This window comes from Pseudomonas sp. Z3-6, assembly GCF_051131985.1.
Classification (GTDB): domain Bacteria; phylum Pseudomonadota; class Gammaproteobacteria; order Pseudomonadales; family Pseudomonadaceae; genus Aquipseudomonas; species Aquipseudomonas zanjanensis.
On the sequence record NZ_CP071644.1, the window covers coordinates 6,814,429 to 6,832,994 of the forward strand.

The 18,566-nt window shown below is 62.5% G+C and carries 17 protein-coding genes, 1 tRNA gene and 1 pseudogene; 7 read left to right on the forward strand and 12 right to left on the reverse strand.

Annotation, left to right across the window (positions count from 1 at the left end):
• Nucleotides 1–206 precede the first annotated feature (206 nt).
• Entirely contained in the window at nt 207–1,196 is a 990-nt protein-coding gene (locus J3P88_RS29380; protein ID WP_186709979.1) for a GGDEF domain-containing protein, read from the forward strand.
• Between the two features lie 270 nt (nt 1,197–1,466).
• On the opposite strand, the gene J3P88_RS29385 is transcribed toward J3P88_RS29380, so the two are convergent.
• From J3P88_RS29385 to gabD, 3 genes are all read right to left on the reverse strand, one after another.
• The gene (locus tag J3P88_RS29385; protein ID WP_434573185.1) at nt 1,467–2,681 is read right to left on the reverse strand and encodes an HDOD domain-containing protein; all 1,215 of its coding nucleotides are present in this window, start codon (nt 2,679–2,681) and stop codon (nt 1,467–1,469) included.
• 133 nt (nt 2,682–2,814) lie between these two features.
• Complete coding sequence (gabT, locus tag J3P88_RS29390; protein ID WP_092204970.1) at nt 2,815–4,092, reverse strand: 4-aminobutyrate--2-oxoglutarate transaminase; 1,278 nt, start codon at nt 4,090–4,092, stop codon at nt 2,815–2,817.
• A gap of 171 nt (nt 4,093–4,263) precedes the next feature.
• Nucleotides 4,264–5,706 carry an NADP-dependent succinate-semialdehyde dehydrogenase gene (gene gabD, locus J3P88_RS29395; RefSeq protein ID WP_434573187.1) on the reverse strand — a complete coding sequence of 481 codons (1,443 nt, stop codon included), beginning with the start codon at nt 5,704–5,706 and terminating at the stop codon, nt 4,264–4,266.
• Nucleotides 5,707–6,055: 349 nt separating this feature from the next.
• On the opposite strand from gabD, the gene J3P88_RS29400 reads away from it, so the two are divergent.
• A tRNA-Arg gene (locus J3P88_RS29400) sits at nt 6,056–6,132 on the forward strand.
• A gap of 231 nt (nt 6,133–6,363) precedes the next feature.
• Here the strand turns inward: J3P88_RS29400 and J3P88_RS29405 are convergent.
• The 4 genes from J3P88_RS29405 to J3P88_RS29420 all read right to left on the reverse strand — a co-directional run bounded on the left by J3P88_RS29405 (nt 6,364) and on the right by J3P88_RS29420 (nt 10,133).
• Nucleotides 6,364–6,981: a hypothetical protein gene (locus J3P88_RS29405; RefSeq protein ID WP_434573188.1), complete on the reverse strand. Its 618-nt coding sequence runs from the start codon at nt 6,979–6,981 to the stop codon at nt 6,364–6,366.
• Nucleotides 6,978–7,550: an RNA polymerase sigma factor gene (locus J3P88_RS29410; protein ID WP_434573190.1), complete on the reverse strand. Its 573-nt coding sequence runs from the start codon at nt 7,548–7,550 to the stop codon at nt 6,978–6,980. The genes J3P88_RS29405 and J3P88_RS29410 overlap by 4 nt, the downstream gene beginning before the upstream one ends.
• Nucleotides 7,551–7,719: 169 nt before the next feature.
• Complete coding sequence (locus J3P88_RS29415; RefSeq protein WP_186709974.1) at nt 7,720–9,396, reverse strand: vWA domain-containing protein; 1,677 nt, start codon at nt 9,394–9,396, stop codon at nt 7,720–7,722.
• A 155-nt stretch (nt 9,397–9,551) separates the two neighbouring features.
• A complete protein-coding gene (locus tag J3P88_RS29420) occupies nt 9,552–10,133 on the reverse strand; it encodes a hypothetical protein (RefSeq protein ID WP_434573192.1) in 582 nt (193 codons plus the stop codon).
• Between the two features lie 388 nt (nt 10,134–10,521).
• Here J3P88_RS29420 and J3P88_RS29425 point away from each other — a divergent pair, with 388 nt between their 5' ends.
• From J3P88_RS29425 to J3P88_RS29440, 4 genes and pseudogenes are all read left to right on the forward strand, one after another.
• On the forward strand, nt 10,522–11,145 hold the full coding sequence (locus J3P88_RS29425) for a CsgG/HfaB family protein (protein ID WP_162493981.1): 624 nt from the start codon (nt 10,522–10,524) through the stop codon (nt 11,143–11,145).
• A 29-nt stretch (nt 11,146–11,174) separates the two neighbouring features.
• Nucleotides 11,175–11,534, forward strand: coding sequence for a DUF4810 domain-containing protein (locus J3P88_RS29430; protein WP_077506509.1), 360 nt, complete (start codon nt 11,175–11,177; stop codon nt 11,532–11,534).
• On the forward strand, nt 11,531–12,184 hold the full coding sequence (locus J3P88_RS29435; protein WP_116643461.1) for a DUF799 domain-containing protein: 654 nt from the start codon (nt 11,531–11,533) through the stop codon (nt 12,182–12,184). Before J3P88_RS29430 ends, J3P88_RS29435 begins: the two co-directional genes overlap by 4 nt.
• Before the next feature lie 150 nt (nt 12,185–12,334).
• A pseudogene (locus J3P88_RS29440) lies at nt 12,335–12,580 on the forward strand (LysR substrate-binding domain-containing protein); the annotation flags it as partial.
• 9 nt (nt 12,581–12,589) lie between these two features.
• Here the strand turns inward: J3P88_RS29440 and J3P88_RS29445 are convergent.
• The 3 genes from J3P88_RS29445 to J3P88_RS29455 all read right to left on the reverse strand — a co-directional run bounded on the left by J3P88_RS29445 (nt 12,590) and on the right by J3P88_RS29455 (nt 14,830).
• The gene (locus tag J3P88_RS29445) at nt 12,590–13,903 is read right to left on the reverse strand and encodes an MFS transporter (RefSeq protein ID WP_434573195.1); all 1,314 of its coding nucleotides are present in this window, start codon (nt 13,901–13,903) and stop codon (nt 12,590–12,592) included.
• A 38-nt stretch (nt 13,904–13,941) separates the two neighbouring features.
• Complete coding sequence (locus tag J3P88_RS29450; protein WP_186709969.1) at nt 13,942–14,115, reverse strand: hypothetical protein; 174 nt, start codon at nt 14,113–14,115, stop codon at nt 13,942–13,944.
• A 154-nt stretch (nt 14,116–14,269) separates the two neighbouring features.
• Nucleotides 14,270–14,830, reverse strand: a complete 561-nt coding sequence (locus tag J3P88_RS29455; protein ID WP_186709968.1) for a YbhB/YbcL family Raf kinase inhibitor-like protein — start codon at nt 14,828–14,830, stop codon at nt 14,270–14,272.
• Between the two features lie 139 nt (nt 14,831–14,969).
• Between J3P88_RS29455 and J3P88_RS29460 the strand changes: the two genes are divergently transcribed.
• Nucleotides 14,970–16,502: an FAD-dependent oxidoreductase gene (locus J3P88_RS29460; RefSeq protein ID WP_434573197.1), complete on the forward strand. Its 1,533-nt coding sequence runs from the start codon at nt 14,970–14,972 to the stop codon at nt 16,500–16,502.
• A 205-nt stretch (nt 16,503–16,707) separates the two neighbouring features.
• On the opposite strand, the gene pgaD is transcribed toward J3P88_RS29460, so the two are convergent.
• Both pgaD and pgaC read right to left on the reverse strand, forming a co-directional pair.
• Nucleotides 16,708–17,214 carry a poly-beta-1,6-N-acetyl-D-glucosamine biosynthesis protein PgaD gene (pgaD, locus tag J3P88_RS29465; RefSeq protein WP_434573199.1) on the reverse strand — a complete coding sequence of 169 codons (507 nt, stop codon included), beginning with the start codon at nt 17,212–17,214 and terminating at the stop codon, nt 16,708–16,710.
• Nucleotides 17,211–18,566, reverse strand: coding sequence for a poly-beta-1,6-N-acetyl-D-glucosamine synthase (gene pgaC / locus J3P88_RS29470; RefSeq protein ID WP_434573201.1), 1,356 nt, complete (start codon nt 18,564–18,566; stop codon nt 17,211–17,213). Before pgaC ends, pgaD begins: the two co-directional genes overlap by 4 nt.

The window sequence follows — 18,566 nt, forward strand, 5'->3', positions numbered from 1 at the left end:
TCTGCTCCGCAGCCCAGCGGGAGCAAGCTCCCTCGCCACAGGTTCAACACTTGGTATCTGACTCGCTAAATCCCCCGCCCTTCGTCGCCTGAAAAGGAACTTCGTCCCAAATCCCCTATCTCAAAGAGCACTTCGCCATCCTGGCGGGCTTTGGAGAAAAGTGCGTGCGAACCCACAGCAGTGCACGCTCTTTGAGATTTGTGCCGATGGTCGACAAGAACCTGCAGGATTACTCCCTACCTCATTGGCCCGAGGCGGCCCAGACGCTCATGGCGCTGATGCATGCCCAGGGTGAAGTGGCGCGACTGAGCGAGCGCGAGCAGCTGTTCAGCTCGCTGCTGGTCAGCGTCAATGCCGTGCTTTGGGCGTTCAACTGGGAAACCCGGCAAGTGCTGTATGTCAGCCCCGCCTACGAGCGCATCTTCGGCCGTCCCGCCGGCCTGGTCCTGGCGGACTACAACGAATGGCGCGACGCAATTTACCCCGACGACCTGGAGTACGCCGAACGCAGCCTGGCCGAGGTGCTGGTGAAGGGCGCCGTCGAAGACCGTGAATACCGCATCATCGCCGGCGACGGCCAGGTGCGCTGGCTGAGCGACAAGTGCTTCATCAACCGTCAGGCCGAGCCCGGGCAACCCGTGATCGTGGTCGGCATCGCCGAGGACATCACTGAAAAGAAGCTGCTGGAAAGTGAACTGCAGCGACTGGCGACCACCGATGTGCTGACCCAGAGCAGCAATCGCCGGCATTTCTTCGAATGCGCCAACCGTGAATTCGAGCAGGCGCGGCTACAAGGGACGCCCATGGCGTTCCTGTTGCTGGACATCGATGACTTCAAGGTAATCAACGACACCTACGGCCATCAGGAAGGCGATACCGTGTTGCAGAAGATCGCCGAAAGCGGCCGATCCGTGCTGCGGCGCGGTGACCTGTTCGGGCGGATTGGTGGCGAAGAGTTCGCGGCAGTGTTCCCCGGCTGCCCCCCCGACATGGCCTTGCAAGTAGCCGAGCGCTTGCAACGGGAAATCCAGCGGCTGATGTTCCGCTGCGGCGAGCAGACCTTCGGCATTACCGTCAGCCAGGGGCTCACCGCCATTACTCCCGAGGACCAGTCCCTCGACAGCCTGTTCGCCCGCGCCGACGCGGCCATGTACGAGGCCAAGCGCAAGGGGAAGAACCGCATCATCGCGGCTTGACGCCAATCGCAGCTCAATTGAATCCAGCCATGCCACAGTGGTTTCAGGATGGATGCCAAATTCCGGCCATCGCCAAGCCCCTGTGGCGAGGGAGCTTGCTCCCGCTCGGCTGCGCAGCAGTCGTAAAATCAAACAACGCGTTCTGCCTGTCAGCATGCTGGGGGCCTGCTGCGCAGGCCGGCGGGAGCAAGCTCCCTCGCCACGGGTTCTGGGTTGTCTGGACTGACGCCATCGCGAGCAAGCTCGCTCCCACAGGGTTAGGTGGTGGGGCTACTTGCGGCGCAACCGCATCAATTCCGGCAAGCCGATCTTCAGCAACCGCGCCGTGCGGCCACGGGCCAGTTCTTCAAGGCCTTCATGGGCGGGCAGATGCGCCATCTGCGCCGCCATGTTCATCACCAAGGCTTCACGGGAATAAACCCCGCCACCCAGGCCGTAGACCGCCGCGATCAGCTCTCTGAGCTCCAACGGCAAACGCCAGCGGGCACGCAATGCCGAGCCGAAACTGGCACCGAATTTTTCCAGCGAATCGCCGACTTCCTCCGGCTCATCCAGCTCGCCACCGGCCTGCTTCCATTCCTCCAGGCAGCGCAATAACGCCAGGTCACCCAGGCGATGCAATAACCCGGCGCAGTAACAGCGCTCCTGCTCCAGGTCCAGCAAGCGGGCCATCGTCCGGGCGTACTCGGCGGTGTGCAGCGACAGTTCCCAGTAACGCTCAGCATAGTCCGCCAGGCACGGAACGCTGAGCCGGGCGCAACGCTTGAGGGTCAGGCCGAGGATCAGGTTCATGCTTTGCCCGGTGCCGAGCTGGTGCAGCGCCTGGGCCACGGTCTGCACCGGACCGCCGCCCTGATGCTGGGCAGCGCTGTTGGCCGCAGCGATCAGCACCGCGGTGATCTGCGGGTCGGTGCGCAGTTCTTCTTCGAGCAGTTTCAGATCCAGGCCGCCGGGGTTGAGGCTGCGCTTGATCGCCACTTGCACATCGGTCATCAAGGGCGCGCCTTCGGACAGGTCACGCCGACGCTCCAGAAAGGTGGGCAAAGTCAGTCCCGGCCCTGGAATCGGCGCGGCGTTGGAAGTGTCTTCACCACTCAGAAGCAGCCCCAGCAAACGTTGGGCCAGGCTCTCCCGGTTCAAGGGCTTGGTCAGATAGGCCGTCGGCGCCAGCGGCAAGACCTCGCGCACGCTGGCGCTGTCGTTACGCTGGCTCACAAGGATGAACGGCAACGCCGGCGTACGATGCTGTTGGCGCAAGCCACGCAGAATGCTCAGGCCATCGACACCTGACAGCTCCCAGTCGGCGATCACCAGGTCGTAAGGATTATGGGCCAACAGCTCAAGGGCCTGCCGCCCTTCGCCGCACGTGTCTATCCGGGCATCACAGCGCACACCTGACAACACCTGTTCAAGCAACTCCCTGGACGCCGGATCGGCCTCGGCGATCAGCACACGCGGTACAGCGGGTAAATCCACAGCAGTCATGCCGCATCGCTCCCTTGCAATACATGCACCTTAGACAATAACCGCCGTTCCAGACAGCTCGAAACGCCAGGGAGCGGAGGCCGGATATGAAAAAACCCGCCGAAGCGGGTTTTTTGTGGGTCAGCGCACAAACTCAGAGCTCGGAGAAGCACTCTTCGATAATCGCCAGGCCCTTGTCCAATTGCTCGTCCGGCGAGGTTAGCGGCACCAGCACCCGCAGGACGTTGCCGTAGGTGCCGCAGGACAGCAGGATCAGGCCCTTGTCACGGGCCTTGGCCACCACCTGGGCCACAGCTGCGGCGTTCGGTTTGTGGGTGTCGCCGTTTTCGAACAGTTCCACGGCGATCATCGCGCCCAGGGCACGCACTTCACCGATGACCGGATACTTCTTCTGGATCGCCTTGAGGCCAGTCACCAGGCGCTCGCCCACGGCCTTGCAACGATCCAGCAGGTGTTCTTCTTCGAACACGTCCATTACCGCCAGCGCCGCCGCACAGGCGATCGGGCTACCGGCATAGGTGCCGCCCAGGCCACCCGGTGCGATGGCGTCCATGTACTCGGCCTTGCCGCACACACCGGCCAACGGGAAGCCGCCGGCGATGGATTTGGCGAAGGTGGTCAGGTCGGCGGCAACGCCCATCTGTTCCATGGCGAAGAACGTGCCGGTACGGCCGGCACCGGTCTGCACTTCGTCAGCGATCAGCAGGATGCCGTGCTGGTCGCACAAGGCGCGCAGGCGCTGCATGAATGCTTTCGGCGCCACATAGAAACCACCCTCGCCCTGGACCGGCTCGATGATGATGGCGGCGATATCACGGGGCTCGGCGTCGTTCTTGAAAATGCGCTCGATGCTGGCGATGGAATCGTCGATGCTCACGCCGTGCAGTTCGTTCGGGTACAGGGCGCGGAAGATGCCACCGGGCATCAGGCCCATGCCGGCCGAGTACGGCACGACTTTACCGGTCAGGCCCAGGGTCATCATGGTACGACCGTGGTACGCGCCGGTAAACGCGATCACACCGGCACGGCCAGTGGCGGCACGGGCGATTTTCACGGCGTTTTCCACCGCTTCCGAACCGGTAGTCACGAGCAGGGTTTTCTTGGCGAAATCACCTGGGACCTTGGCGTTGATTTTTTCGCACAGTTCCACGTACGGCTCATAGGCCAGGACCTGGAAGCAGGTGTGGGTCAGCTTGTTCAGCTGTGCGGTCACGGCGGCGATGATTTTCGGGTGCACGTGGCCGGTGTTCAGCACGGCGATACCGCCGGCGAAGTCGATGAATTCACGACCTTCAACGTCGGTCACCGTGGCGTTCTTCGCCGATTCGGCAAAGATCGGGTGAATCTGGCCGACGCCACGGGGAACAGCGGCGGTACGGCGGGCCATCAAGTCAGCGTTAGTCTTGCTCATTACAGTCCTCATTCGCCGCTCATCGGTCGGCGTAGCTCAAGGCGTACATGGCGGGGAGGCGACTGCGACAGCATGCGATGATCGACTGCCGCAGCGTTCCGGCCACAAGAAACAGAACGGGTGAAACGCGCAAGGGGACAGCGCTCTCGTGCCCTTTGCGCTTGAAGCAGATCAGATACCCAGGCAGAGGTATTTGATTTCCAGGTAATCCTCGATGCCGTATTTGGAACCCTCACGGCCCAGGCCCGAAGCCTTGATGCCGCCAAACGGCGCGACTTCGTTGGAAATCAACCCGGTATTGACGCCAACCATGCCATATTCCAGGGCCTCGGCCACACGGAACACACGGCCCAGGTCGCGGGCATAGAAGTACGAGGCCAGGCCGAACTCGGTGTCGTTGGACATCGCGATCACTTCGGCTTCGTCTTTGAAGCGGAACAGCGGCGCCAGCGGGCCGAAGGTTTCTTCCTTCGCCACGGCGGCATTTTTCGGTACGTTGGTCAGGATGGTCGGCTCGAAGAAGTTGCCTTCCATCGCCTTGCCGCCCGACAGCACGGTCGCGCCTTTGCTGACGGCATCGGCGATGTGTTCCTGCACCTTGGCGACTGCCTTGCCGTCGATCAACGGACCGGTGGTAGTGCCATCGTCCAGGCCGTTGCCGATCTTGAGCTTGGCCACCGCCACCTTGAGTTTTTCAGCGAACGCGTCGTACACCGAATCCTGGATGTACAGGCGGTTGGCGCAGACGCAGGTCTGGCCGTTGTTGCGGTACTTGGAAATGATCGCGCCTTCGACGGCCTTATCCAGGTCCGCGTCGTCGAACACGATGAACGGCGCGTTGCCGCCCAGTTCCAGGGAAACTTTCTTGATGTCCTTGGCACATTCGGCCATCAGTTGGCGACCGATCTCGGTCGAACCGGTGAAGGACAGTTTGCGCACGATCGGGTTGCTGGTCAGCTCGCCGCCAATGTCGCCGGCGCTGCCGGTGACCACGCTCAGCACGCCTTGCGGGATGCCGGCACGGTGCGCCAGTTCCACCAGGGCCAGGGCCGAGAACGGGGTTTGCGAAGCCGGCTTGATGACCATGGTGCAACCGGCAGCCAGGGCCGGGCCAGCCTTGCGGGTGATCATCGCGGCCGGGAAGTTCCATGGGGTAATGGCTGCGGTCACGCCGATTGGCTGCTTGATCACGATCAGGCGCTTGTCGGGCTGGTGGCCGGGAATCACGTCACCGTAGATGCGCTTGGCTTCTTCGGCGAACCATTCGATGAACGAGGCGGCATAGACGATTTCGCCCTTGGCTTCGGCCAGCGGCTTGCCTTGTTCGAGGGTCATCAGGCGACCGAGGTCGTCCTGGTTTTCAATCAGCAATTCATACCAGCGGCGCAGCTTGTTGGCGCGCTCCTTGGCAGTCAGCGCACGCCAGGCCGGCAGCGCCTTGTCGGCGGCTTCGATCGCGCGACGGGTTTCGGTGGCGCCCATCTTCGGCACAGTGCCCAGTACTTCGCCCGTCGCCGGGTTGGTGACCTTGATCGTCTGACCATTGTCCGCATCGACCCAAGCGCCATCGATAAAGGCTTGCTGGCGGAACAACTGGGTGTCTTTAAGCTGCATGTCGGCTTTCCTTAACAGCACCGCGCGCACGCGGAGCGAATTAGAGTTGTAGAAAGGCGCCTCGGGGGCTGCCGTCAGGGAAATCATTCACCGGGCTGAAGCACAGAAATAACGCACATAAGCACAGACGTGCGGTTCAGCACCCAGACAAGAGCGTTTGAAATCTCAAACGAATCCTAGGGCCGATAGGGGTTAAGGACAATAGCCTGTTCGAAAAAAAGAACGAAAAAGCCGCATTTGCCCGTTTTTTCTGATCAGCGTAGCCAACAGCCGCCGAGCTGCCCAAAAACGCAGGCGATTCAGCAGCATGGACGCCCGCCATGCATATGAGTATCATGGCGCCCGCGCTGCACCAGTAGCTCAGCTGGATAGAGTACTGCCCTCCGAAGGCAGGGGTCGTGGGTTCGAATCCCGCCTGGTGCACCATATCGAAAAAGCTAGACCTGTCCCGGACAGTCTACGAGTCTCTCCAAAAAACCCGCCCTGTGCGGGTTTTCTTGTTTTTGCTGCCTTGTGGCGAGGGAGCTTGCTCCCGCTCGGCTGCGCAGCAGTCGTAAAAACCTGACAGCCGTTTCCTGATGCTCCCCTGTTGAATGGTTCTGGAGCTGCTGCGCAGCCCAGCGGGAGCAAGCTCCCTCGCCACGGACGTTGCCAACTTCAAGGCTTGCGCAACGCCTCCAACCGCGCCGGCAAGTCTTCCTTGGGAAAACGTTTATGCAGCGCCAACAGTTTTTCATCTGCGGCCTTGGTATCCCCCGCCTGCCGCAAACGCAGGATTTCCATCAAGCCTTGCTCCAGTGACGGCAGTGCAGCGGGCGCGGATTTGCTCATTTTCGCCGCTGGCTTTTCCGCCAACGATTGCATCGGGCTTGCCGGGGCTCGGGCCAGTTCGCCCTGGGGCGCCATGCGGGTGATCGGGGCGGGGGCGGGCATGGCCGGCGGCGGTGCCGCGGCAACGGCGGGCGCTTGCCGATCGGCGGAAAACTCCATCGACGCGGGTGCGGCCAGCTCGTCGTGGGGCACTGGGGTGCGCACCACCAGGCCGATCATCAGTGCCACACCGGCGACCGTGGCGAATGCCATCTGCCAGCGCGGCTGTTGGCACATCTGCAGCCAGCGTTGCCACAGGCTGGGCGCAGGCGCGGGGGCTTCGCGACGGGCGGTGGCGAGGATGAAGGCGTCCAGGGAGGCCGGCGGCTCGCCGCTGGCGTGTTGGCGGAAATGCTCGACAAGCCTTTCGTCGTCGAGGTCCGGGGTGTGTTTGGGGTCGATCATGCGGGTACCTCCTCGGCCAGCAGTCGCTGCAGTTTCTGCTGGGCGTAACGCAAGCGGCTCTTGACCGTTTCCAGCGGGGCACCGGTCAGGGCGGCAATCTGTGGCAGCTCCAGGTCGCCGTGCAGGCGCAGCAGGAAGACTTCGCGCTGGTCTTCGGGCAAGGCCTGCAACGCGGCGTCGAGACGCGCCTGGTCGCGACTCAGGCTCAGCTGTTGCTCGGGGCCGCTGGTGTCGTCGGGCTGGACGTGCAGTTGCTCGTCGTAGCTGTCGTGCAACGGGTTATGGACGCCGTGTTTGCGCCAGTGGTCGATCAAGCGGTTGCGGGCGATCTGGAACAGCCATGTGCGAAAACTCGCCCGGCCTTGTGGTTGGGTGGTGCTGCGGATCAGGCTGAGCCAGGTGTCCTGGAACACTTCCTCGGCCAGTTCGGCTTTGTTGCTCAAGGACACGAGAAAGCGGTAAAGCCCTTGTCGATGGCGGGCGTACAGGACTTCGAAAGAAGCCCCGTCGCCGCTGCGGTAGCGGGCCAGCAGCGATTCGTCGCTGGGAGGATCAAGCGCAGCGGGCATGTGGGGGGCGAACTCCTTTCGATGTAGAACACGGTCTTGCCAATTGCACAGGACCTTGTGGGAGCCGGGCTTGCCCGCGAAGGCGGCGCGCCAGGCGAAACTTCTGTGCCTGACACCCCGCCTTCGCAGGCAAGCCAGCTCCCACATTTGATCCGCGTTGTAGCCAGGATCAGCGCTTGGCCGCAGGCTCAAGGCTCTGGGCCAGCTCCACCAACTGCACAAACTCGCCACGCAGCCCGAACGGATCGTCACCGCGGGCCGAGCGCGCCAATTGCGCGGTGTCCTTCAAGGTCATCGTCCCAGTGTAGCGCCCATCGCCCTTGAGCTGTTGGGCGAAGGCCGCCACGGCGGCGGAGAAGCGCAGGTCATCGCTGGGCTTGCGGTCGTTCTGTACGCTGGCGATGGGATGCTCGATCAATCGGCTGCTGCCGCCCTCGGCCGGCTTGTAGCGTACGCGCAACATGGCCAATTCACCCGAGGTGCCCTCCGACTTAGGGGTACTGCCATAGCGCAGCGGCTCCAACCAGCCCGGCGCACCCTTCGGAACGATTTCATACAAGGCCGTCACCGTATGTCCGGCACCGATCTCGCCCGCGTCGACCTTGTCATTGTTGAAGTCTTCACGCTTCAATGCGCGATTCTCATAGCCCAACAGGCGATATTCGCTGACCTGGGCGGGGTTGAATTCCACCTGCAACTTCACGTCCCGCGCCACCACCGCCAGGGTGGAACTGAGTTGGTCCACCAGGACCTTGCGCGCTTCGAGCAGGTTGTCGATGTAGGCGTAGTTACCGTCACCGGCGTCGGCCAATTGTTCCATCAGGTGTTCGTTGTAGTTATCCACACCGAAGCCCAGCGTCGTCAGGGATACCCCGCTTTTGCGCTGGTCCACCGCCATCTGCTTGAGGCTGTCGAAATCACTGACCCCGACGTTGAAGTCGCCATCGGTGGCCAGCAGGATGCGGTTGATGCCTTTGTCGATGAAGCTCTCCCGCGCCATCTGATAGGCCAGCTCGATACCCGAAGCGCCCGCCGTGGAACCACCGGCGTCGAGTTGATCGATGGCGTTGCGGATTGTCGCCTTGTCGCGACCCGACGTGGGCTTGAGCACCACCCGGGATTCACCGGCATAAACCACCAGCGACACTCGGTCCTGGTCGCGCAATTGGTCCACCAGCAGTTTCAGCGTGCTCTTGACCAGCGGCAGGCCTTCGCGACGGTCCATGGAGCCGGACACGTCCACCAGGAAGACCAGGTTGGCCGGCGCCAGGTCCGCCACGGCGCGGTCGCTGGCCTTGATGCCGATGCGCAGCAAGCGGGTGTGGGGGTTCCACGGTGACGGGGCCACTTCGGTGGTCACGCCAAAGGGTGAACCGTCGGTGGGCAGGGCGTAGCTATACGGAAAATAATTGACCATTTCCTCCAGCCGCACCGCCCCTTCGGGTGGCAGGCTGCCTTGGTTGAGCAGACGTCGCACATTGGCATAGCTGCCGGTATCGACATCCACGCTAAAGGTCGAGACCGGTGTTTCGGCCACGCTGTGAATCGGGTTGTCCGGGAGCTTTTCGTACTGTTCACGCGGCTCGGCGCGATAACCCGCAGCGATGGCATCGCTCGCTACGCTGGGGGCCGGCATCGCTGCCGGCTTCATGAGCATGCGCTTGACCGTCGACTGACGCACTTCGGCGATCTCGCCTTGCGGTACGACGCTGGGCGCCACGGACACCGGTTCGGATGGAATGGCCGTCTCCCGGGAGGAAGACAACCCACAACCGGCCAACGCCACCAGCAAAGTCACGGCGAAACCTTGGGCAGCAGGACGCATAAAAAGAAGTGGACGGGACATGGGCTGAACCTCGTGAATGAATGATCCGTTCACAGCGTCAGACGCAGGGCACACGCGGTTCGGGTTAACGACCAGGAAATATTTTTTCCAGCGCTGCAAAGGCGGGGCTGGCCACCTAGAACGTGGCCAGCCCGGTGCCCGCTACGCAGGCATTGCTAGCGGGACGGAATGTCCCGCAGGTCGTCGTCGATGAATCCGCTCAAATGACCGGTGTAATAGTCTTCGACATCGGAGTTGCCCCTGTTCGTCAGGGCGCCCGCAATGCCTCTCATGGCCTCAAGTTGGCCGACCGCCCCTCCCGGCATCAGCCCCTGGCGGGCCTGGGCAAAGTGCAACACCTCGACACCGGCCTTCTTCACCTTGACCTGATAATTGAAATCGACACTGGCCAGATACGTACCGTCGGCAACGATATTGCTCATGAAGCCACCTTGGGTATCTTGAATACGGCGCGCATAGACGGCATTGATATCCAACAGATAGTCCGCGGTTTCCTTGCTGGAGGCATAACGATTGCCGTCGAGCAGGCGGACGATCAGGTCGGTGTGCAACTTGTCGCGAACTTTTTCGTCAGGCAGGAAGCGTTCGTTTTTGCCGACGACTTCAACGTTGAACGTGTCGATCCAATAGGTGGCGGTCTCGGGGATCGCCACCGGCGCAGGGGAAATGTAGTAATCGGGCTTGGAAGCGCAGCCTGCCATAAGGCAGAGGGCCAGGAAGAGGCTAAATACTCGCATGTTTGAATTCGTCCTTGAGGGGTAGCGGCGTGAATGGCGGCTGCATTCTACGGGGTTTGAACGCGCGCTCAAGTTGTTTGGCCTTACGGCATGCGCTCGGCCCAGTGATATCCAGAAAGCGGAACTCTATAGCCTTGAGGGTGGCATCGCTAAAACCCGGGCTTTCAAGAACGGATGTTGCCGGGACAAGTCAGTTGCGGCAAACCTCGCTGAAGCGAAAACAGTTTGAGAAGCGATGTGAACCTCGTAAAATGCCGCCGCCATTGTGCTATCACGTCTTCAAGGACGACCTCTGCTGCAATTTGTTGACTCTTCACTTCAGGAGCATCACGTGAAACTACCGTCCCCCATCCTGCTGTCGGGCCTGATCGCCGCAGCGCTGCTGACCATGGCCGGTTGTGCCTCGGAAAGCTCCCGGGCACTGCCGGTGGAAAAAGTCGCCAGCGCCAGTATTGCCTATGCCGGCCAGCGCGTACCGATCGCCGTGGGCAAGTTCGATAACCGCTCCAGTTACATGCGCGGGATCTTTTCCGACGGCGTTGATCGTCTTGGCGGTCAGGCCAAGACTATCTTGATCACCCACCTGCAGCAGACCAACCGCTTCAGCGTGTTGGACCGCGACAACATGAGTGAGATCTCCCAGGAAGCCGCGATCAAGGGTACAGCTCAGAAGCTCAAGGGCGCTGACTACGTAGTGACCGGCGATGTGACCGAGTTCGGCCGCAAAGAGACCGGCGACCGCCAGTTGTTCGGCATCCTCGGTCGCGGCAAGACCCAGGTGGCCTACGCCAAGGTCAACCTGAACGTGGTCAACATCAGTACTTCCGAAGTGGTGTATTCCACTCAGGGCGCCGGTGAGTACGCCCTGTCCAACCGTGAAGTCATTGGTTTCGGCGGCACCGCCAGCTACGACTCCACCCTCAATGGCAAAGTCCTGGACCTGGCCATGCGCGAAGCGATCAACCGCCTGGTGGATGGCATCAATGCCGGCGCCTGGAATCCGCGCAACTGAATAACTCGTACCCAAGGAGCTGTACACGGATGAATAAGGCAGTGAAGTTGGCGCTGATGCTGACAGCAGTCGCGACGGTCGCCGGGTGCCAGACGGCGCCTCAGGGTTTGTATCAATGGGAAAGCTATCAGCCGCAGGTCTACGAATATTTCAAGGGTGAGCCCAAGGAAGCCCAGGTCGAAGCATTGGAGCGGGACCTGCAAAAGATCAACGCCAGTGGCCGAAAAGCGCCGCCGGGTTACCACGCCCACTTGGGCATGCTGTACCTGAGCATGGGCAAGGATGACCAGATGGTGCAGGAGTTACGCACCGAGAAGGCGCTGTTCCCGGAGTCTGCCGCATACATGGACATGCTGCTCAAGAACGCCAAGACCGGAGACGTCAAATGAGCCTTTTGAAACTGACGGGCGCCCTGCTGGCCCTGGCGTTGCTGGGCGGCTGTGCCGCCCCCAAGACCATTGACTATTCGGCCTTCAAACAGGCACGACCCAAGTCGATCCTGGTGTTGCCGCCGATCAATGAATCACCTGAGGTGCAAGCGTCCTACAGCCTCGTGTCTCAAGTCACTTACCCGTTGGCCGAAGCCGGCTACTACGTGTTACCGATTGCACTGGTGGACGAAACCTTCCGCCAGAATGGCCTGACGACGGCAAATGACATCCAAGGCGTGGCTCCGGCCAAACTGCATGAGATTTTCGGCGCCGACGCGGCGCTGTACATCACTATCACGGAGTACGGCACCCGCTACATGCTGATCTCCAGTGAAACGGCGGTCACCGCTTCGGCCAAGCTGGTGGACCTGCGCACAGGCATCACCCTGTGGACCGGCTCGGCTCGCGCCTCCAGTGAAGAGGGCGGAAACAACAGCGGTGGCGGGCTGGTTGGTATGTTGATCACTGCGGCGGTCAAGCAAATCATCAACAGTTCCACTGACGCTGGCCACCCGATTGCCGGTATTACCAGTGCGCGTCTGCTGTCGGCGGGCCAGCGCACCGGGATCCTGTACGGGCCGCGTTCGCCAAAATATGGTTCGGATTGATCAATCTGCGATAAACCGCCTGGGCACCATGGGGTGGCCAGGTAATGTCTTTTCAGTGCTCAAGGATTCGCTCGATGCGATTCTGGTGTTCGTGCGGCTGGTAGCGATTTCCCTCGGCGACAGCCCGACCAGGATGGCCGACAGCACAGCGTAACGATCAAGGGCAACGTCCCCTGCAACAGCAGCGAGGCGATCCGGGAAATGGTGCTGTCGGGGCTGGGCGTTTCGCTGTCACCGCAGTGGTTGTTCGCGGCCGATGTTCGCCAGGGCACCGTCTGCACCGTGCTTGCCGATTACCGGCCACTGGCGCTGCCCATCAGCACCGTGTTCAGTCAAGACCGACGTCGCTCGGCACGGACTCGGGCCTTTGTGGATTTTTTGCGCGAGCGTCTTTGAACAGCCGGATCAGGATTCACAGGCCAATGACGGCTGCGCAGCCTTCCCATGCCGCCCGGGAAAATACGCCGCCGCAGCCACGCCCACCGCGCCCATCACCACGCAATACCCCACGCACACCCACGGGCTCCACGGCACCAGGGCAATCACCATCAACGGGGTCATGCTCGCCCACAGGGCATAGGCGATGTTGTAGGTGAGCGAGATGCCGGACACGCGGATCTTCGGCGGAAACAGGCTGACCATCACCGATGGCACCGCGCCGACCACGCCACAGCCCAGGCCGGCCACGGCGTAGGCCAGGCCCAGCCAGGCGCTGCCGCTGATCAGGCTGGCGTAGAGCACGGCGATGCCCAGGGGCAGCAGCAGGCTGTAGAGCATGACGGTGCGCCAGGCGCCGATGCGGTCGACGATCAGGCCGGCGAGGACGCAGCCGATGTTCAGGAAGACGATGCCCAGGCTGCTCAGGGCGAAGGTGTGGCTGGGGGTCATGCCGAAGCTTTTTTGCATCACGGTCGGGGTGATGACCACGAACACCACCACGGCCGAGGTCAGCACGCAGGTCAGGATGGCGGCGGGCAGCAAGGCCTGGCGGTGGTCGCGCAGGACCGTGCGCAACGGCAGTTCCGCAGCGCCTTCGCGATTGGCTTGCAGGGCCACGAAGATCGGCGTTTCGCTCAACCAACGGCGCAACCAGACGCCGATCACCCCGAAGACGCCCCCCAGCAGGAACGGCAGACGCCAGGCGTAATCGAGAATCTCCGCCGGCGTGTAGATCCGCGCCAGCGCCGTTGCGGTCAAGGCACCCAGCAAGTAGCCGAAGGTCAGGCCGGCCTGGAGGAAACCCAGGGCATAGCCGCGATGATGCAACGGCGCATGTTCGGCCACGAACACCCAGGCGCTGGGCACCTCGCCGCCCACCGCCGCGCCCTGCAAAATACGCAGCGCCAGCAACAGCAACGGAGCGAAATAACCGATTTGCGCGTAGGTCGGCATCACCCCGATGAGCAGGCACGGCAAGGCCATCATCAGGATGCTCAGGCTGAACACGCGCTTGCGCCCCAGGCGATCGGCAAAGTGCGCCATGAGGATGCCGCCCAGGGGTCGGGCCAGGTAACCGGTGGCGAAAATCCCGAAGCTTTGCAGCAAGCGCAGCCAATCGGGCATTTCCGGCGGGAAGAACAACTGGCTGAGGGTCAGGGCGAAAAAGACGAAGATGATGAAATCGTAGATTTCCAGCGCGCCGCCCAAGGCGGCCAGGCCCAGGGTTTTGTAATCGGAGCGGCTGAATCGATCACCGGTTAGAACAGTGGCAGCAGTCATAGGCAGATTTGAACAAGTCGGTTGAAAGAGGCGACGGCTCAGTCGTCGCGATCATTGTCCACCGGTTCAACCGGTGGCTGGCCTGGCTCGGCGTCTTCGGCCTCGTCGACAGGCAGGAAATCCTTGCGGCTCTGGGCAATGGCCCGGCGTATTTCGTCGCCCTTGGTGGGGCAGTTCAAGAGGCGGGCGATGCCGTCGGGTTTCTGCGTCATCGCCATCCTCCGGCATGAGTGAACAGGGGCTCGATAGTGCTCGTTTTTGGCGCGCGATGCCAATGTTGTGTCGGGGCATCAGCGCCTCTGTGGGGGGCTGCTTCAGCCCAGCGGGAGCAAGCTCCCTCGCCACAGGGGTTTTGTGCTGTTCGAGTCAGCGGTGGTAGCGGCGCACGACGCTGCTGTTGCGCAGGACGTGGCCTTTGATTTTTTCCATCAGTTGGGCCCGTGTGAGGCCGGCGGGCAAGGCTTCCGGCGGCAGGTCGAGGGCGAAGAGCTGGATCAGGTAATGGTGAGCGCTGTCGCCGATAGGCGGGCATGGGCCGATGTAGCCGTGGGTGTTCTTGCTGTTGATACCGCTCATGCCTTCCAACGAGGACTTGGTTCCGGCGCCCGTCGGAATCTGCCGCGTGGAGGCCTTGATGCCGTAGTGGACCCAGTGGTCGACACCCTGGCCCCGTTGGCCGTCCGGGTCCAACATGACGATGGCGTAGCTGAGGGTGCCTGGCGGGCCGGCGTTCCAGCTCAGCGCCGGGGAAATGTTCTTGCCACCGCAGGTGTTGGCGTCACTGGCCTGCGCGGCAGTGAAGAGACGGTCGTCCGACACGCCGGGAATACTGAGGGTAAAACGCTCCTCGGCCTGGGCAGCCCCTTGTGCGCACAGCACCAGGGCGACGGCCGCCAGCCAAGGGGTGAGAATCTTCAATCGGGTCATACCGGGGCACCTTGTGCGTGTCAGGCCATGGACGGCTTGCGAACTATAGCTGCAGCTTCGCCAAGGGTGCAGTGACAATTGCGCTGAACCTCGTTCCGGCCCTGCGACTCCAACGGGAAACGCCAGCCGGAGAACGATCATGTCTCTGCATCAAGTCGCCCGTTTTGCCGACGTTCGCGAAGACCGCGGCCTCGAAGTCAAGATCAACGACACCCCTATCCTGCTGCTGCGTGCAGGCGATCAGGTGCGCGCCTTCCAAGGCAAATGCCCCCATGCCGGCGCCCCTCTGGCCAAGGGCGCGGTGTGTCATGGACGGCTGATATGCCCATGGCACAAGGCGGCGTTCCGGGCTGAAGACGGCGCCCTGTGCGAGCCGCCGGCCCTCGACAGCCTGACGCGCTATCACGTCGAGGTGCGGGACGGTGACGTCTGGGTCGATGACCAGCCACTGCCGGCCGATAAAGTCCCGCCGGCCGATGACGCGCGCACGTTCGTCATTATCGGTGCCGGTGCGGCCGGCACGGCTTGCGCGGCGGCGTTGCGGGAGAGGGGCTTTGGCGGACGCATCCTGATGATCGACCGCGAAGCCGAAGCCGGCTACGACCGCACGGTGCTGAGCAAATATGTGTTGGCCGGCGACATGGCGGTCAACGAGACGGCGCCGCTGCGCGATGAAACTTACTTCACCCAGCAACGCATCGAAAGGCTCCATGGCGAGGCCACCCATTTGGACCCTGGTGCCCGGCAAATCCACCTCGCCGATGGCCGGCGCCTGGACTACGACGCCGCGCTCATCGCCACGGGCGCGGAGCCGAAGACGCTAGCGTTGCCTGGCATCGATTTGCCGCAGGTCTTCGTGCTGCGTTCCATCGCCCACGCCCGCCAGATTCTCGACGCGGTCCGGCCAGGGCAACGGACGGTGGTCATCGGCGACAGTTTCATTGCCCTGGAAGTCGCTTCGTCCCTGCGCAAGCGCGAGCTGAGCGTCACTGTCCTGGCCCGGCACCCGGTGCCGTTCGCCGCGCAGTTGGGGGAAAGCGTCGGCCAGGCCATCCTTGCCCGGCATCGGGCCAACGGCGTGGTGTACCACACCGACGGCGAAGCGGCGCGGATCGAGGGCTCGCACAAGGTCGAAGCCGTGGTGCTGGATAACGGCCAGCGTTTTGCCGCGGACCTGGTGGTCATCGGCGTCGGCGTGCGCCCGGCCACCGAGCCGTTTGCACAGCTGCCACGGGAACAGGACGAGTCGCTGTCGGTTGACGCGGGCATGCGTGTGGCGGATGGCGTATGGGCCGTGGGTGATATCGCGACCTTCCCCCTGAACGGCGCGCCTGTGCGCATCGAACATTGGCGCCTGGCCCAGCAACAGGCGCGCATCGCCGCCGCAAATATGCTCGGGGGCGACGAGCACTATCTGGACGTGCCGTTTTTCTGGACGTATCACTTTGGCAAACGCTACGACTACCTCGGTCACGCCGAGCATTGGGACGAAGTGGAATTCAAGGGTACGCCCGAGCATCCGCCCTTTATCGCCTTGCTGGGCAAGAACGGCCTAGTCGCCGCCGCCGTGGCCTGCGATGAAGGCCGGGCGATGGCGGCGCTGGCCCAGCGCATGAAACAACCGTTGCCGGTGGACGAGGCGTGGCGGCTGATCCGGGATTTTTCGTCCTAGCCCCAAATCCCCCGTGGGGGCGGGCTTGCTCGCGAAAGCGGTGTGTCAGCCGGCATCAATATTAACTGACACGCAGCATTCGCGAGCAAGCCCGCTCCCACAGTTTTGTTCTGTGTGGACCGAACTATCCGCCACAACCCCAAGCCCCTGTGGGAGCGAGCTTGCTCCGGGCGGCGATCCGACGAAAGCGTCGGCACAGCTTGCATCAATGCACGGACTGATCCGCCGGTAAGTGAATCACCCGTGGCCGCTCCAACGGCGCCAGGGGCGGAGGTTGCAACTCCGGACTGAGCAGATGGAAATGCGGCACGATGTGGCTGATGTCGCCTTCCTGGTTGTTGTGGATGATCTTCGAGCCAGGCTGGCGCAAGGTGTCCAGACGCTCGTCGGTCAACTTGAAACTGGCGCTCAAGCCTTGGTCATCCACCGCCGGCACCGGCAGTCGACGCTGGGCGAAGCTGCGGCTTTTGCGCTGTTGATAACGGGCCCAGGTAATCAACAGCACCGCGTTGACCAACGCAATCCAACCATAGACCTGCAAGGTCGCCAGGGTGTCGAACAGCGACCCGCCCAGGCGCGGACCTGCCTGGCTGTCGAGCAGCGGCCATAGCCCATTGACCAGCAAATACAAAAGCCCCACCCACGCCAGCACGGTGAAAAACGCATCGATGACCACCAGAAAAGGCCGTTGCCGGGTCCTGATAATTTTCATCGGATCACTTCCTCTTCCTGATCGTCGAACGGTTTGATGCCGCGATCCGGACTGATCCAGCGCGCACGCTTCTGATGCTGCCCGAACAGCACTTTGGGAAAGCTCACCAAGGTGGTGAACAGGCTGATCAGCCAGAACACCAACGGGTACCAGACCACCCAGAACATGATGTGCCACAGGCCTTTTTCGTAGCGCCGGTCGATCAGGATGCTCACCGCGAATTGCAGCAGGCACACCACCGCCAGCAACAGGCCGGTGAACGCCGGCGGCATCAGGTGATCCACAGCAATGGCGGCTGGCATCTCGACGAATTTACCGACGCCCCAGAAGATCACCGACAGCAGGAAGGTGAACGCCCAACCGGTGGACAGGCAGTATTCGAACAGCAACGGCCACAGGTAGCGGTGGCGGTATTGCCAGATGCCACGGATGTTCTTGAACAGCACCTCGGCGCCGCCCTGGGCCCAGCGTAGCCGTTGCCGCCAAAGGCCGCGCAGGGTTTCAGGCATGAGAATCCAGCACAGCGCACGGGGCTCGTAGAAGATGCTCCAGTGATCCAACTGCAGCTTCCAACTGATGTCGATGTCTTCGGTGATCATGTCCGGGCTCCAGTAGCCCACCCGGTGCAGGGCCGTGCGACGGAACGCGACGATCACGCCGGACACGGTGAAGATTCGCCCGAAGACCCGCTGGGTGCGCTTGATCAGGCCGATGATCGAGGAAAACTCACCGACCTGGACCCGACCGATCAACGTTGACCGGGTGCGGATGCGCGGGTTGCCCGTCACCGCGCCGAGGCGGGCGTTGTCCAGCATCGGCGCCACCAGGTAGGCACAGGTGTTCGGCGCCAGCAGCGCATCACCGTCGATGCACACCAGGTATTCGCTGCGCGCCGCGATGGCCCCCATGCGCAGGGCCACGGCCTTGCCCTGGTTTTCCGCCAGGTGCAGGACGCGCAGGCGCGGGTCTTCGGCCGCCAGTTGATCGAGCATCTGGGCGGTGTTGTCTTTGGAGCCGTCGTTGATGGCGATGACTTCGATGTTCGGATAATGCTGGCCCAGCGCCGCGTGAATGGTGTCGGCGACGTTGTCGCCTTCGTTGAAGCACGGGATCAGGATGCTGATCAGCGGCTCGCCTGCCAGGGCCGGTGGCAAGGTGTCGTCCTTCCAAGGCCAGTGGCGCTCCCAGTGCAGCCAGAAATACAGGCCGCCGGCGATCCACAGCCCGGACATGAACAGCGGGTAAAAGAACACGAAGTCCATCAGGAATTGCCCGGTGACCAGGAAGATCAGGCCCAGGGGCACCCCAAGGACGATCGCCAGCACCAGCAGGGCGAGCAGTCTGTCGAGCAT

Bases quoted from the DNA above. Each gene is read 5' to 3' on its own strand.
- J3P88_RS29380 (WP_186709979.1), top strand. From the start codon at position 207: ATGGTCGACAAGAACCTGCAGGATTACTCCCTACCTCATTGGCCCGAG.
- J3P88_RS29385 (WP_434573185.1), bottom strand. From the start codon at position 2,681: ATGACTGCTGTGGATTTACCCGCTGTACCGCGTGTGCTGATCGCCGAG.
- gabT (WP_092204970.1), bottom strand. From the start codon at position 4,092: ATGAGCAAGACTAACGCTGACTTGATGGCCCGCCGTACCGCCGCTGTT.
- gabD (WP_434573187.1), bottom strand. From the start codon at position 5,706: ATGCAGCTTAAAGACACCCAGTTGTTCCGCCAGCAAGCCTTTATCGAT.
- J3P88_RS29405 (WP_434573188.1), bottom strand. From the start codon at position 6,981: ATGATCGACCCCAAACACACCCCGGACCTCGACGACGAAAGGCTTGTC.
- J3P88_RS29410 (WP_434573190.1), bottom strand. From the start codon at position 7,550: ATGCCCGCTGCGCTTGATCCTCCCAGCGACGAATCGCTGCTGGCCCGC.
- J3P88_RS29415 (WP_186709974.1), bottom strand. From the start codon at position 9,396: ATGTCCCGTCCACTTCTTTTTATGCGTCCTGCTGCCCAAGGTTTCGCC.
- J3P88_RS29420 (WP_434573192.1), bottom strand. From the start codon at position 10,133: ATGCGAGTATTTAGCCTCTTCCTGGCCCTCTGCCTTATGGCAGGCTGC.
- J3P88_RS29425 (WP_162493981.1), top strand. From the start codon at position 10,522: ATGGCCGGTTGTGCCTCGGAAAGCTCCCGGGCACTGCCGGTGGAAAAA.
- J3P88_RS29430 (WP_077506509.1), top strand. From the start codon at position 11,175: ATGAATAAGGCAGTGAAGTTGGCGCTGATGCTGACAGCAGTCGCGACG.
- J3P88_RS29435 (WP_116643461.1), top strand. From the start codon at position 11,531: ATGAGCCTTTTGAAACTGACGGGCGCCCTGCTGGCCCTGGCGTTGCTG.
- J3P88_RS29445 (WP_434573195.1), bottom strand. From the start codon at position 13,903: ATGACTGCTGCCACTGTTCTAACCGGTGATCGATTCAGCCGCTCCGAT.
- J3P88_RS29450 (WP_186709969.1), bottom strand. From the start codon at position 14,115: ATGACGCAGAAACCCGACGGCATCGCCCGCCTCTTGAACTGCCCCACC.
- J3P88_RS29455 (WP_186709968.1), bottom strand. From the start codon at position 14,830: ATGACCCGATTGAAGATTCTCACCCCTTGGCTGGCGGCCGTCGCCCTG.
- J3P88_RS29460 (WP_434573197.1), top strand. From the start codon at position 14,970: ATGTCTCTGCATCAAGTCGCCCGTTTTGCCGACGTTCGCGAAGACCGC.
- pgaD (WP_434573199.1), bottom strand. From the start codon at position 17,214: ATGAAAATTATCAGGACCCGGCAACGGCCTTTTCTGGTGGTCATCGAT.
- pgaC (WP_434573201.1), bottom strand. From the start codon at position 18,566: ATGCTCGACAGACTGCTCGCCCTGCTGGTGCTGGCGATCGTCCTTGGG.